This window comes from Rhodopseudomonas parapalustris (genome assembly GCF_053772255.1).
Genome location: NZ_JAMKBZ010000030.1, coordinates 13,832 through 30,118 on the forward strand (window position 1 = coordinate 13,832; position 16,287 = coordinate 30,118).

The following is a 16,287-nucleotide window of genomic DNA, read 5'->3' on the forward strand; positions in this document are numbered from 1 at the left end:
AGTTGTTCGCAAAGGTTTGCGGCGATTGCCGATCTGGGACGGATGACGCTATCGTAACGAGGGCTGCCGTGGCGATCCGCCCCGGCGTGGAGTTGAGAATGATATTGCTTCTGGTCGCCGGCATCGTCTTCCTGCTGGCCGGAGCGGCGTCGATCATGGTCGGCGTCCCGGTCAAGGAGTTCAGCTTCGGCAACACGTTGATCCTGTCGGGCGTGGTGGGCGCGTGCACCGGTGCGCTGCTGCTGGGGCTGTCGGCAGTGATCCGTGAGCTGCGGCTGATCGGCGCCGGCTTGGCGGCCGATGAGACGGAACCGAGCGTGGCCAGGGCTCCGACGCGAGCGAAATTGTCGTTGCCGCCCGCCGCGGACACGGACAGCGACGCGCTGTTTCCAGGCGAGCGGCCGGAGCCGTCGTTGCCGCCAGCGCAGCCTCTGTCCGCGGCAGCGGAGCCTGCGGGGGCGGCGCCTTGGCAGCAGGAAGCCAGCGCGCGCGACCGGCTGCGTCAGCGGGTCGCCCCGCCCCTCGAGATCAAGCCGCCTCCACCGCCGCCTGGCGACAGCGGGCGTCGAGCTGCCCTGGAGGCCGAGGAGGACGAGACAACTCCGCCGAAGCGGCGCAATCTGTTGTTCGCGTCCTCGCGGCGCGAGCGGGATCGCGCGGCCCAGTCCGGCGGGGATGGGGCCTCCGCAGATCTGCTCGGCGGGGCGGCGACCACCTTCGAGGAGGCCTGGCCGCGGATGCGATCCGCTGCGGACGCCGACGAGCCTGCACAGGAACGCTCAGGTCTGCTGGAGCCGACCCCGGCGCCGCGCAGTGAGGAAATGCAGCAGGTCACGGTGCTGAAGTCCGGCGTCGTCGACGGCATGGCCTATTCGTTGTACTCCGACGGCTCGATCGAGGCGCAGATGCCGGAAGGCATGATGCGGTTCGAGTCGATCGACGAGCTTCGCGAGCATCTCGAACAGCGGAGCTGATGCGCGCCCGGCGCACGGTTCGTCTATTGGTCTACCTTGCTCCACTGCACCACCGTAAATAAACTTCGGTATCAGCAAGGTTAGAGTCGTCGCGTGGCGGCGATCTTCCGTTTAGCACCGAGTATCCCGGACAATTTAATCAACGCGCCCGCGGGCCGCCGCGGGCGTGTTCGAACGAGCGACGAAGGACGGCCGATGAGTGACACCACGGGCAAAAGCTACGTCGAGCTGACCGCGTCGATCGTCTCGGCCTATGTCAGCCACAATGCGACCCAGGCCAGCGAGATCCCGGCGCTGATCGGGCAGGTTCACGCCGCGCTGCAGCGTCTGTCAGCCGGCCGCCCGGAAGCGGCGCCCCAGGAGCCTTCGAAGCCGGCCGTCCCGGTGAAGAAGTCGGTGACGCCGGAGTATCTGATCTGCCTGGAAGACGGCAAACGCTTCAAGTCACTGAAGCGGCATCTGCGCACGCAGTACAAGATGACGCCGGAGCAGTACCGCGAGAAGTGGGGGCTTCCCGCGGACTACCCGATGGTGGCCCCGAACTACGCGGTCGAGCGCTCGCAGCTCGCCAAGAAAATGGGACTCGGCCAGCAGCGCCGGCGGCGGAAGTAACGCGGCATCAAGCTGAAAAGCCTGCGTCCGCGGTGATCATCGCGCCGGTGATCAGGGCGGCAGCCGGGCTGGCCAGGAAGGCGACCACGGCCGCGATCTCTTCCGCTTTGCCGTAGCGTCCGAGCGCCGTCAGGCTGCGGAGCTGATCGGCCTGTTCGCCATCGGCCGGATTCATGTCGGTATCGATCGATCCTGGCTGGACCAGATTGACGGTGACGCTCTGCGGCCCGAGTTCCCGCGCCAGTCCGCGCGTGAAGGCGTGCAGCGCCGACTTGGTCATCGCGTAGACGGTCGAGCCCGCGAACGGCACCCGCTCGGCGAGTGTCGAGCCGATCGAGATGATCCGTCCGCCCTGACCGAGGTGCGGGATCGCAGCCTGCGAGGCCAGAACCACTGCACGCACGTTGATGTTCAGCAGCGCGTCGATGTCGGCGAGGCTGAGTCCAGTGATCGGTCCGACACGACCGATGCCGGCATTGTTGACCAGGATGTCGAGACCGCCGAGGCCGGACACTGCTACCTCCACCGAATGCCTCACCGCGGCCGGATCGGCACTGTCGGCCTGGATCGCCAGACCGCGGCGGCCCTTGGCTTCGATCGCCCGTACCACCTCAGCGGCGCGATCGGCCGACCGTTCATAGGTGATCGCGACGTCAGCCCCCTTGGCGGTCAATTCGATCGCAATTCCCGCGCCGATGCCGCGCGAGGCGCCCGTGACCAATGCCCGCTTGCCCGTCAGCTCAACCATATCGTCCTCTATTTTATAATGATCGATACGTAAATTGCTATGTGAATTGCCGGACGCCGGTCAAGTGATTTATATAGCGAGTGATGCAAAAATCAGATTCGACCTTGGACGATCGCGCCACGCGGCCGCGTGGCAGGCCCCGTGCGTTTGATCGGGGGCGGGCGCTTGCGCAGGCGACGCGGCTGTTCTGGGCGAAAGGCTATGAGGCGACCTCGATTGCCGACCTGACAGAGGCGATGGGAATCGGGGCGCCGAGCCTGTACGCGGCGTTCGGTGCCAAGGATGCGCTTTATGCCGAAGCGCTGCGGTACTACGAGGCCACCTACGAGCATCTGGTTTGGGGCCGGTTTCACACCGCGCCGACCGCGCGCGACGCGGTGACGGCCTATCTGCTGGACTCTGCTGCTGTGCTGACCGGCGGACCGGACGATCATCCGCTTGGCTGTATGGTGACGCTGTCGGCGGTCGGCAGCGAGGGGCACACGGAGTTGGGCGAGCTGGTACGCAAGGCTCGCGCTGTGACGCTGCACCGGCTCGAGGCGCGCCTGAGCGCGGCGGTGGCGACCGGCGAGCTGCCGGCCTCGACCGACGTCCATGGCCAGGCCAGGCTTATCCAGGCGATCCAGGTCGGTATGTCGATCCTGGCCCGCGACGGTGCCAGCCGGGACGAACTGGAGGCGGTGGCGCGCCGCGCCGTAGCCGGGTGGAGCGCTGGGTTCTGAAGCCACGGCTGACTTGTGGGACGAGGAAAAAAAATCCGAACATCGTGTGGTGACGCCCTTGTCGCCGTCGACGTGTTGTGAGAATATTTTCCTAGATCGAGTCTGGGAAAGGACGGACGACATGCACACCAGGCGCCGCGGACGGAGGTCCGTCACAGCTCGCGAGCACGGCAAGGCCGAGGTCGACGGTTTCCGCGCCAGCCATCTGGCGCTGGCCGAGCGCGACATCATGACCGCCGAGGGGCTGGCACGCGTCACCATCGACGATAGCGAAAGCCCGCTCGCTTGGCTGGCGCGCCGCAAAGGGCGCGACGGCCGCGCCATGATCAGCGCCGAGCAATTCGTTGCCGGCGAACGGCTTCGCGCCGACTTCACCCGCGGCAACCTGACACCACGCGTGACGTCAAATTGGGGAGCGCCGACAGGGCGCGCCGACAGTGGCGGCGCTGGAGAGATGACCGATCTGGTCGTGGCGGCGCGGCAGCGGGTGCATCACGCCCTGGACGCCTGCGGGCCGGAGTTCTCCGGTATCCTGCTCGACGTCTGCTGCTTCCTGCGCGGGCTGGAGGACGTCGAGCGCGAACGCGGCTGGCCGTCGCGCTCCGCCAAGGTGGTGCTGCAGCTCGCGCTCGATCGGCTGGCGCGGCACTACGGCCTTGCGCCGCGGATCGAGGACGCCAAACCGCGGCTGCGGAGCTGGCTGGCCGAGGATGCGGCGTTCGTGGTGCCGTGAAGGGCGGCAGAGCCGCCGCCGGTCAGCTCGATGCGGCGAGTGTCTCGCGAGCGTCCGCTTTGATCCGCTCGATCATCGACCGCAGGCCGTTGGAACGCTGCGGCGTCAGGTGCTCGCGAAAGCCAAGTTCGTCGAACACCGCGATCGGCTCGGCGGCGAGGATCTGCTGCGGCGTGCGGCCCGACACCAGTGTGAGCAGGATCGCGATCAGACCGCGGACGATGTGCGCGTCGCTGTCGCCGAGATAGGTCAGCACCGGCTCGCCGGCCGCGTTGCGTGTCAGTTTGCGCGACAGCCACACTTGGCTGGCGCAGCCCTGCACCTTGTTCGCAGAAGAGTGCTCGTCCTCGGGCATCGGTTCCAGCGTGCGGCCGAGTTCGATCACGTAGCGGTAGCGGTCGTCCCACTCGTCGAGCAGCGCGAAATTGTCCCTGATCTCGTCAATCGTCATCGTGCCCCGTATCTGTCGGTCGCGGTTCGCGCGCAATGGAACCTGTGCCCACAGATATATGGCTTCGCAGGCGCGCTCGAAAGCGCGAATCGCCTGCTTCGATCGTCGAGCTCTGCCCTAATTGGTGGCAGTCGGCTTGCCGCCCGCATTGACCGCTGCCGTTTCGGCGCCAGGCAGCTTCCACTCGATCTTTAGGTCTTCGGCCGTCAGCGTGTCGCGCGGCGCCAGCGACGGATCGGGCGCATCGCTTGCGCCGATCGCACCGGTCGGCTCGCCCCGCTTCTCGGTGATGATCTGATACAGCTTACGCGCGCCTTCCTGCGCGCGATGACCGATCACCGTTGCGGCCTGTTCGCCGACCTCGCAAGCCGCCGGCTGGCGCTTGCAGAATTGACTGAAGTCCCACACCGCGGCACTCGCCGCAGACACCGCCTCGGAGGCGCCGATCTGCGGCAGCTTCTCCGAATCCGGTGTCGACTCGCGCGGCAGAAATACCAGGACCACTCCGATCCAAAACGCCAAGCGAAGCAAAAAGAACATCTCGCGACCCCGTCGTCCAAACCCCGTTGCGATTGGTCTCGCAATCGAACTCCGTCCTACGGGCGCGGCGATGAATTCGGAGTTTTTTGCGTAGTTAGAATTCGAGCGAAATCCGCAGAAAATTCCGCCGAGCCGATTCGGCGTAAATATTCGATTGACGGAGCTGGGCTTCTCGACGGCCGACTGTTCGGCGTCCACCAATTCGAAACCATATCGCTGCGCGCTTTGAAACCATGCGTTCACCATGCGGTCCGAATGCGGTGCGCGAAGGCACGTTGAGGCGAAGGCGGGCCACACTCTGCGATCGCCTTAGTGTTCGTTTAAGGTCGCTCTGACAGTTTCGGCCAACCACACGAGAGGCGCCGAACGCCTCCCGTTATGAGGCGATCAGCGAGCGCGAGCAGCGTGGCAGTATCCAGAATCATCGGTGAATGTCTCGATGCGTTGCTGCATCCGTCGGCGCGTCGCGACGCGCTTGCGAGCGCGCGGCATCGTGCCTTCATCGCACCGCGCATGCTCGGTAGCTTGGCCGCCTTCGCAGCCTTTCCATTGTACTTGGTATTGCGCGGCGCTCCGACCGCGCTCGAAGCGGCGGCGCTTGCCTGGCTGATCGTTCCGATCCTGGTCGCCTGGTTCCTGTCGCGCACCGGGCGCTACGAGGACGCACATTTCCTGTCGTCGCTGGCGCTCACCGCGCTGGTGATTGGCGTCTCGGCGCTGACCGGCGGCATCCAATCCTTCGCGGCGGTGTGGCTGGTGGTTATCCCGATCGAAGCGGCGCTGTCGGCGTCGCGCCGCGTCGTCACCTTCGCGGTATCGCTGGCGCTCGGCGGCGCCGCGCTGCTGATCGGGCTCGACCTGTTCGGTGCATTGCCGGTGGCTGAAGAAGGTGCAGTCTCGAGCGCCACGCTCGCGGCATTCGGAATCGCTACGGCGACGCTGTACGCATCCGGTCTTGCTTACGGCGCGGCGTGGCTGGCGCGCACCAACCGCGCTTTGCTCGACGTCGAGGAGGAGCGCTATCGGCTGCTCGCCCGCAACATGAGCGACGTCATTTCGCGCCACAATCGCAACGGTGCGGTGAGCTTCATTTCGCCGGCGGCGGAGGGGCTGCTCGGCGTCGCGGCGTCGCAACTCACCGAACACGGGCTGTTCGATCGCGTTCACGTCGCCGATCGCCCCGCTTATCTGAAAGCGATGTCGGACGCGGCGCGCGGCCGCGAAGCCGGCAGCGTCGAATTTCGCCTTCGCCGTCAGGTGGCGCGCGACGAGCGCGGACGGCCGTCGGCCGCCGAATTCGTCTGGGTCGAGATGCGTTGCCGGCCGCTGGAGCCGGCTTTGTCCACGGCGAATACGAGCGAGACCGAAGTCGTCGCGGTGATGCGTGACATCACCGAACGTAAGCTGCAGGAACAGGCGCTCGACGAGGCACGCGCCGAGGCCGAACGCGCCGACGCCGCGAAGGGCCGTTTCCTCGCCACCATGAGCCACGAACTGCGCACGCCGCTGAACGCGATCATCGGTTTCTCCGACATGATCGCGCAGGAAGAGGAATTGATGCTCGGCGCCGAGCGGCGCAAGGAATACGCGCAGCTCATCAACGATTCCGGCCAGCATCTGCTGTCGGTGGTCAACGGCATCCTCGACATGTCGAAGATGGAGTCCGGCAATTTCGAAATCGTGCCGGAGCCGTTCGCGCCGCGGCCGGCGCTGCTGAACTGCTGCAATCTGCTGGCGCTGAAAGCGCGCGACAGCGGCATCGATCTGGTCACCCGCGCGCCGGAGAATCTGCCGGACGTTGTCGGCGACCCACGCGCTTTCAAGCAGATCCTGCTCAATCTGGTGTCGAACGCGATCAAGTTTACCGAGCGCGGCGGCGTGGTCACGGTGTCGGCTGCGGTCGAGAGCGCGCGGCTGGTGCTGCGTGTCACCGATACCGGCGTCGGCATTGCCGAAGAGGATCTGAAGAGGCTCGGCGATCCGTTCTTCCAGGCCGGCAAGACCTATCAGCGCCGCCACGAGGGCACCGGCCTCGGGCTGTCGATCGTCAAGAGTCTGGTGCGGATGCACGGCGGCGAGATCGAGGTGCAGAGCCAGATCGATTGCGGCACCACCGTCACGGTGGCGCTGCCTCTGGCGCTGCCGACATCCAGCAACGTCACGACGTTGAATCCGACGGCGTCGGCGGACTCGCCGGCGCAAGACTACCAGGTGAAGAAGAGTGCCTAAGAAGCGAAAGGACGGCGGATCGTCGCGCCGCGGTGCCGCGGCGGCGGTGGTCGCGGACAGTGAGGAGCGTGGTCTGGCAATGCGGCTGATGCTGTCGAGCCCGAGGGATTTCGTCGCGGCGATGTTCGCCTCGGCCGCTGTGATCGCGGTCGTCACCAACGCGATCTTCATGCAGGCCGGGCAGCATCCGTCGCCGATGTTCGGCAAGACGGCGCCGCCGGCGTCGGTCTCGATCGTCACGCTGCCGCGCCCGCGTCCGTTCGACGCTGAACAACGCCCCGACACCAAGGCACTCGACCAGAAACTGCTGGAGCCCACCGCGATCGAGCTGAAGCCCTCGGAATCCAGGGCGGCGGAAACCAAGGCGGTTGAAACCAAGCAGGTCGAGGCGAAAGCCGCCGACACCCGCCGGGCCGAGCCGCGCTCGGCGCGCGGTCGCGCCGCCGAGACCGAAGATCCGCTCGGCAATCTGGTGCGCGCCACTGTCTCGCACAGCGCCAACGCTTCCGCCAACGTGCCACGCCCGCCGGCAGCGATCCCCGGCGCCGGGCGCGATCCGCTCGGCGAGATGATTACATCGTCGCGGCGGATCGCAGCAGTGCAGCGCGCGCTGACCCAATACGGCTACGGCCAGCTCAAGCCGACCGGCACCGCCGGCTCAGATACCCACGCTGCGATCGCTCGGTTCGAACGCTCGCGCAATCTGCCGGTCACCGGCCAGGTTTCCGACCGTGTCGTGCGCGAACTCGGACTGATGATTGGACATTCGATCGATTAGGGTGACGCGCAGAGGGATGCGCGTTCTCGCTCAGCGAACCTGCGGAACGGTTAGCTCCCGCTTGCGAGTTTGCCTCGCCTTCGTCGCACGAACCGGCGACGAACTCTCGCGATGGATCGAGCTGGATGCTCGGCAATTCCCGCGCGATCCCTGTGCAGGGCATGATCGTCACCCCGATTTGCCAAGTCCCGGAAATCCTCTACAAGCCGCTCTATGAGACTGAAGAGTGCGATTTGGGTGTCGGCCTATCTGCGCCGCTGCCAATCCGAGGGCGTGTTCGGTGCGGTGAGCCGGCGCGGGGCCGAGGACGCGGGGGCGGTGTTCGTCAAGGTCGTGACCTTGGACCGGCAGGCGATGCTGTACGTGCCTGCGCCACAAACCGCATACGACGACGAGCGCCCATTCGAGCGGGTGTTCGTGCCGGCATCGCCGACGCCGCAGCCCGAAGCGGACGTCGATGCGCGTCTTGCCAAGGAAATCCGGTTCGATCCAGACGTGTGGATCGTCGAGACCGAAGACCGCGCCGGGCGGCACTTTCTCGATCTGGCGAAGTAGCTAACCGCGAGTAGTGCCGATCCGCGGCGACCAGGTGGCACCGGGTTGCACCGCAGGGCGGGCCTGCGGGGTCGCGCTGCGCGCGCGCTGCCGTTCGTCGTCGTAGAGCGCGGCGCGATATTTGGCGCGGGTGGAAGCGACGGTGGCGCCGCGCCATGCCGCCAGCATGATCAGCGCCGCGCGTTCGCTCAAGCGATCGTACAGCCGCGACAGCCGGTACACCCACTCGACCGACGACCCCTTCGACGGGTCGAGGAACATCAGCACCTGCTCGAACACCTGGCCCTTGATGCCGAGCGCTTTCAGCGCGCAGGCGAGTGCCTCTCCGCTCTCGTCGGCGACGACGCGCTCCGCGGTCGCGGTGGTGAGCAGCAGCGCTTCGCCGAGTTCGGCGGTGAAGTTCTCGACGTCGGACACGAAGGCCGCCATGTGCAGCACTTCGGCCGCGCGCATCGCCCGCGGCGGATGAATCCGTGCGGCCGGGCGCAGCGGCGTTTCGGCGAGATTGTGCAGGATCTGCGTGCGCTCGGGGCCAGTCGCCGAGAAGAACATCTCGGACAATTGCGCGGCGTCTTCCGGCTGCATCGACAGGCTGGCGGCGCGCTGCTCGGCTTCGGTCGGGGTGCGCGGCACCGGCCGGGCCGGGGAGGTGATATCCGCCGGTGGGATCGGTGCGGCCAGCGGCACACGCTGATCCGCCGCGGGCGACAACGACAACCGCAGCGCAATCGCGCGCGGGGTGTGCGGATAGATCGACAGCCGTTCGCGCACCACCGCGCGAGTAGCGTCGTCGACCTCGTCGATCAGCCGCGACGTCAGTTCGACGAATTGCCGTTCTTCATCGTCGGTGTGCGAGGGGCTCTGCACGTAAAGATCAGTCAGCACCCTGAGCAGCGTCGGGCGAATGTCGACGCCCTCGCGGCGCGACAACGACATCAGCCCGTCGTATCCGGGAAAGGGTGTGAATGTGGCCATGGTGATGCAAAACGGTACGAGTTACCGGTAGATTAGTTCGATCGCTTTAACAGCACGTTAAGCTCAACGGTTTGTTAAGGCTGCCGATACGCGAACGGGCGCTTGGCGCGCCCGTTCGGTCGAGATCGCACTTCCGGTAAAGGGACGTTGCTAATCGACGGTGCGGATCACTTTGGCGATCGGCTTCGCGGCGCTGGCAGTGGGCTGGGCCGGGGCGACCTGGGCGTCGTATTCCGGCAGCGTCGTCACTTTGTCCTTGGCCGTGATGAACACCATCTTGTAGCCGCCGGCCTTGAGCTGGGCGAGCAGTTCGGGTAGCGCCTGCGCGGTCGACTTCTGGAAGTCGTGCATCAGCAGGATGCCTTTGCCGGCCTTCTTCAGCTTCGCCATCACGCCCGCGACGAGCTGGTCGGGTTTGTGAATCCGGAAATCCTCGGAATCGACGTCGATCGAGAACGCCGCGATGTTGCGCTCTCCAAGATACGCCTTCAGCTCCGGCGTCTGCCGCAGTTGCGGGAAGCGGAAGAACGGTGCGGTCGGCTGCCCGGCCGCCTGCGCCACGCCGCTGATGCCCTTCTCGATTTCGCTCTTGGCTTCGGCGAACGGCTTGCTGGCGAGATTGACGTGCGACCAGGTGTGCGAACCGACGGTGTGGCCGGCGGCGATCACTTGCTTGAGGATCGCCGGGTGCCAGCTCGCATGTTTGCCGATCGGGAAGAACACCGCCTTGACGCATTGCGCCGCGAGCGCGGCCAGCACTGCCGGGGTGTTCACTGGCCACGGGCCATCGTCGAACGTCAGCGCGACTTCACCGGGCTGCAGGAAGTCGTAGTCGCGATATTGCGACATGCCGAGTCCTGGGCCGCCGGTGGTGTCGATCTCGACGGTGCGCGAGATCCCGAGCGCGTTCGGATTGGAGCAGGCCTGCCGCGACGGAGCGGGGGCGGGAGAGGTGAGCGCAGCGGGTTTGGCGGTGATCGCCGGATCTGTCGTCGCGCGGGCTGGCTGGATGGTCGGTGCAGGCCCCTGGGCAGCGCTCGGCGGTGCCCCGCCGGGGACTGGCCAACGCGACGCGATCGTGCCGGTGATGACTTCTTCAGAGGTTGCCGAGGCGCGAGCAGCGTCGATCTTGCCGGAGGGGAGGCTGAACCAAGCGCGGCCGGCGCCGAGTCCGACCAGAACGGCAAGCGCGCTACAGCCGGCCGCCAACACCGCAAATTTACGCATCGTCAACTCCTACACATACTCGCTGCTTGACCTGCGAACTTGGTCGCAAATTGGTTAAGCGGCGGTGTGCAATTCGAGCTATCGGCGCGGTTTCACGGATTTACGTTGCGATTTGGCTGCGCGCGGTTTGGCCGCCCTGCTGCGGGTGGCGCGATGGGCGCGCGCGGCCGGCTTACTGCGCACGGCCGGCCGCTCTGCGGTGTCGGCCGGCTGCGCCTGGGCGAAGGATTGGCGCAGACTGTCGAGATCGGTTCCGATCTGCCCGACCTGCTCGGACAGTTTGCGGATCTCGCTCCGCTGCGCCGCGACCAGCGTCTGGATCTGCTGAAGCTGATCCTGCAGCGCCTGCAACTGGTCGATCGATTGCTGCTGGGTCAGCTCCAGCCCCTTGGTGCGCTCCACGAGTTGTTCGGAGGTCTGCGCGACGCGGGCCTGCACTTGGCGGCCGTTGGCGAGGCGCTCCTGCTCGGGGCTGGTGCCGCTGGCGATGCGCCAGAGGAAGATCGTGCCGATGCCGGCGACGATCAGCAGCAGCGCTGCGGCCGCGATCGCGATCGGCTGGGCGCCCAAAGCAGGGAGGGGGCGGGCACGGAGATCGGCGGGCGGAATCTCGATCATGGAGGTCACAAGCCTCATGTCGACGTCAGGTTCCCATCCCCGAGCTCGACGCTAGCACTGCACCCGCCGCGGTTGCAACCGCGCGGCGCTCCGCCATTAACAGTGCATTAACCATAACGGCTCCTTAATGCGGCGCACGCTGATCGGCTCGGGAAAGGATGCGGAGAGACCGCAATGGGCACCATCATTGAATTTCCGGCAGATGCGGCATCGCGGCGGCCGGGCTCGCCCATGGTCGTGTCGTCCGATCGCTCCGCCACCGTGACGATCCTTCCGGTGATCCGGATCGAGCGGCACGCCGAAGCTGGCAGCGATGGCGGGCCGAAGCAGGGCGATGCGCCCGGCCGGCGCCGCCGCCGCCGCGCCCGCTCCTGAACCGGGCCAGGTCTTCGATGTCCGCGGTCGGCCGTCCGGTCCTGATCCGGGGCGGGGCCGCCCGGGCGGTTCTCCTCATTCCCATGCTGGTTACGCTCGCGCTCGGCGGCTGTGCCGGGGGTGATTTCGGCCGCACCCGGCGCGACTTCGTCACCGACGATATGCACCGGTGGATCGGCGCCGAGGCGACCGGCAGCATCGGCCTGAAGGCGTCGGCGTTTCAGCTCACCGACCAAGAGCGCACGATGCGCGACATGGCGTATCCGCTGATCGAGCCGCCGCACGCGCGCCCCGCGTGGAAGAGCGTGTTCGGCGACTACCAGCCGATTGCCGCGCCGTGGCGGCAGCAGCCTCCGTTCGACCGCACCGCCTACGGCAAACTGCTGATCGACGAGCCGCATCGCTCGCACTCCTCGCGCTACAACGAGCTGATCCAGGACGTGCGCAACGATCTGACGATGTTCGAGCCGTTTCAGTTCACCGCGGCGCGGGTGCTCGAGCTCGATCAGAAGCGCAACGCCAGTCTGAAGTACATCTCCGATCTGTCGCCGCATGAGCGCGAGGACGCGGTGGCGCGGATGGAAGAGAACGCGCTGATCGTGCAATGGGTGCAGCAATGCCTGCGCCGGCGCGCCTCATCGTATCGCTGGGCGCTGGAGCGGTTGGTGATCATGGCGCCGGACGGCATCGCCGCCGATGCCGACCGCCTGATCGCCGAACTCGAAGCACAGGCCAACACTATCGGTCTGACCGCCAGGCCGCCGGCGCAAGGCGCCGCGGTAGTGCGCAAGGGATAGAGCGGCGCCGCCTTCCGATCGCAGCCCCTCAGCCTCTCTACGCAAGACCTTGCGCAGCTCAGCGAACCACTCTGTGCGTCGCTTGGGCGGACTCGGCTTGCGCCGTGCGATCCTGAAGCTGCTGCCGAAGCGCCGGGCGCCGAAGTGGCAGGAGATCGGTGGCCGGACCTATCCGGAAGGCTACAACATCGAGGAATTGGGAACGTTTCCGCGCGCCAAGGGCACTGAAGGATCAGCCTGACGGGTTGCCGGTGCTGCGATCAGGATTGCGACTTGGCCCGCGGCTCCGGCTGCACTTTGCATGACGCGGCTTTCAGCGCGGCGCGTGCCTGCGGCATCAGACCGGGTTCGGAGGCCAGCGCCTTCATCACGATCAGGCCGGTGGGAGTGGGGGAGTCGATGATCAGCCGGTCGGCCGCGGTGACGTCCTCTTCCTCGGGCATTTCGGCGTGCTGCTCGGCGGTCATCAGGTCGAGCTCGATCACCTTGCGGCCGGCGGAGCGGTCGTTGATCGCGTAGTAGGCGACTTCGTTGCGGGTGTAGAACGACACCGCGGTGTAGGCTTGGCTCACCGGCACCGCCAGCTTGATCGGGCCGTTCGACAGATCGTAGCGGCACACCGCCATCGCGAACGCCGGATCGAGCAGCGGCAGCGGCGCGCCGTTCGGCGTGACCTCCGGCATTTGCGTTACCGCGTTGACCTGCGTCAGCGGTGTCAGCCGGGCGTAGGCATCCTGGCCGGCGATCCGCGGCAGCACCAGGATGGTGACGAGGTGCACGATGCCGCCGAGCACCAGACCGGCGATGATGGCGATGGCGAAGCGGATCATGGGCAGCCGATGGTAGCGACCGCCGGCATCGGCGCATCGCGTTGAGTCCGGGTGGCGATGCCGACCGGCGTGTCGTACAGCCGCAGCATCAGCCAATAGCGGTCGACGCCGCCGGTCGGCAGCCAGTTGCCGCCGCGGGCCCGTGCCGCGATCCGGATCCTGAACTTGCCGTCGGCGTCGCGGATGATTTCCTGGCTGGTGAAGCCGTAGCGCTCCAGCGTGTTGGCGACCAGATTACCGCGCGGATCGTACAGCGTCAGCGTCCAGAACCGCGCCGCCGGCGTTACGCCGCTGACTTCGACGTCGCAGCGGCCATCGAGCGGGCGCTTGGCGTCGTCGGCGGTGGCGAGAAACGAGATGCCGTCGCCGGCACCGACCGGCAATGCACCGCTGCGCACGATCGCCGCGCGGGTGTAGGGGTCGACTTCGGCGGTGCCGACGCGCGGCCGCGCGGTCCAGGCGCCGATCGTCAGCGAGCCGAGATCGGTGCCGATGGTGGCGGTGGTCCAGGTGGCGCCGAGGCCGACGCCGGCGGCGATCAGCAGCGTCAGGAGAGTGAGGACTATCAGGCGCACGTCGCAGCCATCCTCGATGTCGTCAAGGCAATCATCGTCGCGCTCAATTCTTGCGCGCGGCCGGCGCGTCGCCCGATGCCGCCGCCAAGCTGTCGGGGAATCCCGCCGCACCGGACGACACCTTGCGGCCGGTCTGGGTCGGCGCCGCTGCCGGCGTCGCATCGAGCGAGTGGAAGGTCTCGTCGAGCATCTTCTCGACCCGCACCAGGATCTCGGCGCCACGCCGTGTCAGTACCGGCGGCGCCTGCTTGACGTCTGCGGTCTCGGCGCCGGCGGGGCGCGCGCCGGGCGCGGCCGGCAGCTTCTCGCCCATGCCGACGCCGGCGAGTTCCTTGACCTCCACGCCCTGATGCGCGGCCGTCATGATGTCGTGCCAGGTCTGGGCCGGCAGCGAGCCGCCGGTCATCCGGTTGGTCGGCGAGTAGTCGTCGTTGCCGTACCACACCGCGCAGGAGAAATTGCCGGTGTAGCCGACGAACCAAGCGTCGCGATAATTGTTGGTGGTGCCGGTCTTGCCGGCGGCCGGAATGCCGTCCAGCCGGGCGCGGCGCGCGGTGCCCTCGGTGACGACGTGGCTCATCATTCCGGCCATGTCGGCGGCGATGTTTGCCGGGATCGCGCGCTTCGGCTGCGGGCCGTCGCGGTCCCAGCGCCACACCAGATCGCCGGCGCCGGTGCGGATTTCCAGCACCGCGTGCGGGGTCACCGCCATGCCCTTGTTCGGGAAGGTGACGTAGGCCACCGCGTGCTCGACGACGGTGACTTCGTCGGCGCCGATCGGCAGCGACGGCGTGTCCGGCAGCGGCGCGGTGAGGCCGAAGCGGCGCGCCACCTCGACGATCTTGGCACGGCCCTTCTTGGCCGAGTCCCATTGGTTCTTCGGATTGCCGCCGATCGCGATCGACAGCTTCACCGGTACCACGTTGATCGAGCGGGTGATCGCCTGGGTCAGCGTCACCGAGCCGGAATAAGAGTGGCCGTAGTTCTGCGGGCACCAATTGCCGAGACAGACCGGGCCGTCGACCACGATCGAATTCGGCTTGAAGCCGTTCAAGAGCGCCGTGGTGTAGACGTATGGCTTGAACGACGAGCCGGGCTGGCGATAGGCGTCGACCGCGCGGTTGAACTGGCTGGCGCCGTAGTCGCGGCCGCCGACCATGGCGCGGACGCCGCCGTCGAGATCGGCCACCACCGTCGCAGCCTGCGTCGCGTGATAATCGCGGCCGAACTGGCGGAGCTGGTTCTCGATCGCGCCCTCGGCGGCGCGCTGCACGTTCATGTCGATCGCGGTGCGAACCACGAACACGCGCTCGGTATACGACTTCGGGAAGGTGTCGACGATCTTGCGGACCTCGTCGAACGCCCAGTCGAGATAGTAGTTCGGCGAATTCTCGTCGCGGCGGTCGACCACCGAGGCCGGATTGCGCCGGGCGCCGAACACTTGGCCTTCGGTCATGAAGCCGGCGTCGACCAGATTGTCGAGCACCTGGTTGGCGCGGGCACGCGCCGCCGGCAGGTTGATGTGCGGGGCGTATTTGGTCGGCGCCTTGAACAGGCCGGCGAGCATTGCGGCCTCGGCGAGGTTGATGTCGCGCACCGACTTGTTGAAGTAGAAATGCGCCGCGCCGTCGGCGCCGAACGTGCCGCCGCCCATATAGGCGCGGTCGAGATACAGTTTCAGGATCTCGTTCTTCGTCAGCCGGGTTTCCAGCCAGATCGCCAGGAACGCTTCGTTGATCTTGCGTTCGAGCGTGCGCTCGTTCGACAGGAACAGGTTCTTGGCGAGCTGCTGGGTGATCGACGAACCGCCCTGGCGCACGCCGCCGGCCTGGGCGTTGGTGACCAGCGCGCGCAGCGTGCCGGCGACGTCGATGCCGAAATGGTCGTAGAAGCGCCGGTCCTCGGTGGCGAGGGTGGCCTTGATCAGATTGTCCGGAAAGTCTTCGAGCGGGATCGCGTCATTGTGCTTGATGCCGCGGCTGCCGATCGGATTGCCGTAGCGGTCCAGAAACGTGACGGCGAGGTCGGACTTCTTCAGCCAATCCTCGTCGGCGGTCTCGCGAAACGCCGGCTGCGCCAGCGCCAGCAGCGCGATCAGGCCGAGCAGTCCGATCGAGGCGGCTTCCGACAGCGGCTCGATGAACACCCAACGCTTCCAGCCGCCGACATAGAAGCGGTCCATATAGGTCGAGAACCGCTCCCACAGCTCTCGGATACCGACCGCCGAGGAGAACAGCGTCGAGTCGAGGCGAGCGTCGAGATCCAGAAACCAGTTCCGGACCCGCTGCTTCCAATTGTCTGGCAGAATCTTCGGCACCGGGTTCGACCAATCACATCAGCACGCCGCGCAGGCGCTGTTCGTCTTGCGCAATGTTGCGGCGATCGCAAGGCGAGGCGACAGGCTTCGGGAATCTGATTCTTTGTAGCCGAGCATGCCCGATAAACCAATGGTCGTGCAGGGATTTTTCGGTGCCTCGGGGAACGGGGCAGCGGTTCCGCATGCGGCCATGCCTGCTAAGCGCTTGCGCCGCCGGGCAAACTCGCCCAG

Annotated in this window: 19 protein-coding genes; 10 read left to right on the plus strand and 9 right to left on the minus strand. The window is 66.7% G+C overall.

The features are described 5' to 3' along the window. Nucleotides 1–98: 98 nt before the first annotated feature. Both M9H71_RS20705 and M9H71_RS20710 read left to right on the plus strand, forming a co-directional pair. Nucleotides 99–974, plus strand: a complete 876-nt coding sequence (locus M9H71_RS20705) for a hypothetical protein (protein ID WP_455406847.1) — start codon at nt 99–101, stop codon at nt 972–974. Between the two features lie 195 nt (nt 975–1,169). Continuing rightward, the gene (locus M9H71_RS20710) at nt 1,170–1,586 is read left to right on the plus strand and encodes a MucR family transcriptional regulator (RefSeq protein WP_455406800.1); all 417 of its coding nucleotides are present in this window, start codon (nt 1,170–1,172) and stop codon (nt 1,584–1,586) included. 7 nt (nt 1,587–1,593) lie between these two features. On the opposite strand, the gene M9H71_RS20715 is transcribed toward M9H71_RS20710, so the two are convergent. Continuing rightward, nucleotides 1,594–2,334, minus strand: a complete 741-nt coding sequence (locus M9H71_RS20715) for a 3-oxoacyl-ACP reductase family protein (protein WP_455406801.1) — start codon at nt 2,332–2,334, stop codon at nt 1,594–1,596. Between the two features lie 83 nt (nt 2,335–2,417). On the opposite strand from M9H71_RS20715, the gene M9H71_RS20720 reads away from it, so the two are divergent. Together M9H71_RS20720 and M9H71_RS20725 are read left to right on the plus strand one after the other, a co-directional pair. Then, nucleotides 2,418–3,056 carry a TetR/AcrR family transcriptional regulator gene (locus M9H71_RS20720; RefSeq protein ID WP_455406802.1) on the plus strand — a complete coding sequence of 213 codons (639 nt, stop codon included), beginning with the start codon at nt 2,418–2,420 and terminating at the stop codon, nt 3,054–3,056. Nucleotides 3,057–3,177: 121 nt separating this feature from the next. After that, nucleotides 3,178–3,789 carry a DUF6456 domain-containing protein gene (locus M9H71_RS20725; protein WP_455406803.1) on the plus strand — a complete coding sequence of 204 codons (612 nt, stop codon included), beginning with the start codon at nt 3,178–3,180 and terminating at the stop codon, nt 3,787–3,789. Nucleotides 3,790–3,811: 22 nt separating this feature from the next. On the opposite strand, the gene M9H71_RS20730 is transcribed toward M9H71_RS20725, so the two are convergent. Next, complete coding sequence (locus M9H71_RS20730; protein ID WP_164602932.1) at nt 3,812–4,240, minus strand: SufE family protein; 429 nt, start codon at nt 4,238–4,240, stop codon at nt 3,812–3,814. A 117-nt stretch (nt 4,241–4,357) separates the two neighbouring features. Then, complete coding sequence (locus M9H71_RS20735; protein WP_455406804.1) at nt 4,358–4,780, minus strand: DUF5330 domain-containing protein; 423 nt, start codon at nt 4,778–4,780, stop codon at nt 4,358–4,360. A gap of 405 nt (nt 4,781–5,185) precedes the next feature. Between M9H71_RS20735 and M9H71_RS20740 the strand changes: the two genes are divergently transcribed. From M9H71_RS20740 to M9H71_RS20750, 3 genes are all read left to right on the plus strand, one after another. Next, nucleotides 5,186–7,009: a PAS domain-containing sensor histidine kinase gene (locus tag M9H71_RS20740; RefSeq protein ID WP_455406805.1), complete on the plus strand. Its 1,824-nt coding sequence runs from the start codon at nt 5,186–5,188 to the stop codon at nt 7,007–7,009. Then, entirely contained in the window at nt 7,002–7,787 is a 786-nt protein-coding gene (locus M9H71_RS20745; RefSeq protein WP_455406806.1) for a peptidoglycan-binding domain-containing protein, read from the plus strand. Before M9H71_RS20740 ends, M9H71_RS20745 begins: the two co-directional genes overlap by 8 nt. A 213-nt stretch (nt 7,788–8,000) precedes the next feature. Further along, complete coding sequence (locus tag M9H71_RS20750; RefSeq protein ID WP_455406807.1) at nt 8,001–8,342, plus strand: DUF1491 family protein; 342 nt, start codon at nt 8,001–8,003, stop codon at nt 8,340–8,342. Here M9H71_RS20750 and M9H71_RS20755 read toward each other — a convergent pair whose 3' ends face one another. From M9H71_RS20755 to M9H71_RS20765, 3 genes are all read right to left on the minus strand, one after another. Next, a complete protein-coding gene (locus M9H71_RS20755; RefSeq protein WP_455406808.1) occupies nt 8,343–9,317 on the minus strand; it encodes a DUF2336 domain-containing protein in 975 nt (324 codons plus the stop codon). A gap of 150 nt (nt 9,318–9,467) precedes the next feature. Next, a complete protein-coding gene (locus tag M9H71_RS20760) occupies nt 9,468–10,544 on the minus strand; it encodes a polysaccharide deacetylase family protein (RefSeq protein ID WP_455406809.1) in 1,077 nt (358 codons plus the stop codon). A gap of 78 nt (nt 10,545–10,622) precedes the next feature. Next, nucleotides 10,623–11,162, minus strand: a complete 540-nt coding sequence (locus M9H71_RS20765) for a hypothetical protein (protein ID WP_455406810.1) — start codon at nt 11,160–11,162, stop codon at nt 10,623–10,625. A gap of 174 nt (nt 11,163–11,336) precedes the next feature. On the opposite strand from M9H71_RS20765, the gene M9H71_RS20770 reads away from it, so the two are divergent. From M9H71_RS20770 to M9H71_RS20780, 3 genes are all read left to right on the plus strand, one after another. Beyond that, on the plus strand, nt 11,337–11,537 hold the full coding sequence (locus tag M9H71_RS20770; protein ID WP_455406811.1) for a hypothetical protein: 201 nt from the start codon (nt 11,337–11,339) through the stop codon (nt 11,535–11,537). A 17-nt stretch (nt 11,538–11,554) separates the two neighbouring features. Beyond that, nucleotides 11,555–12,334, plus strand: a complete 780-nt coding sequence (locus M9H71_RS20775; RefSeq protein WP_455406812.1) for a hypothetical protein — start codon at nt 11,555–11,557, stop codon at nt 12,332–12,334. A 97-nt stretch (nt 12,335–12,431) separates the two neighbouring features. Further along, a complete protein-coding gene (locus tag M9H71_RS20780) occupies nt 12,432–12,575 on the plus strand; it encodes a hypothetical protein (RefSeq protein WP_455406813.1) in 144 nt (47 codons plus the stop codon). A gap of 19 nt (nt 12,576–12,594) precedes the next feature. Here M9H71_RS20780 and M9H71_RS20785 read toward each other — a convergent pair whose 3' ends face one another. The 3 genes from M9H71_RS20785 to M9H71_RS20795 are packed head-to-tail and all read right to left on the minus strand — an operon-like array spanning nt 12,595 to nt 16,056. Next, nucleotides 12,595–13,164 (minus strand): DUF1254 domain-containing protein, encoded by a 570-nt coding sequence (locus M9H71_RS20785; protein ID WP_455406814.1) that lies wholly within the window; start codon nt 13,162–13,164, stop codon nt 12,595–12,597. After that, nucleotides 13,161–13,739 carry a DUF1214 domain-containing protein gene (locus M9H71_RS20790; RefSeq protein WP_455406815.1) on the minus strand — a complete coding sequence of 193 codons (579 nt, stop codon included), beginning with the start codon at nt 13,737–13,739 and terminating at the stop codon, nt 13,161–13,163. Before M9H71_RS20790 ends, M9H71_RS20785 begins: the two co-directional genes overlap by 4 nt. Nucleotides 13,740–13,782: 43 nt before the next feature. Beyond that, nucleotides 13,783–16,056 (minus strand): transglycosylase domain-containing protein, encoded by a 2,274-nt coding sequence (locus M9H71_RS20795; RefSeq protein ID WP_455406816.1) that lies wholly within the window; start codon nt 16,054–16,056, stop codon nt 13,783–13,785. Nucleotides 16,057–16,287 lie beyond the last annotated feature (231 nt).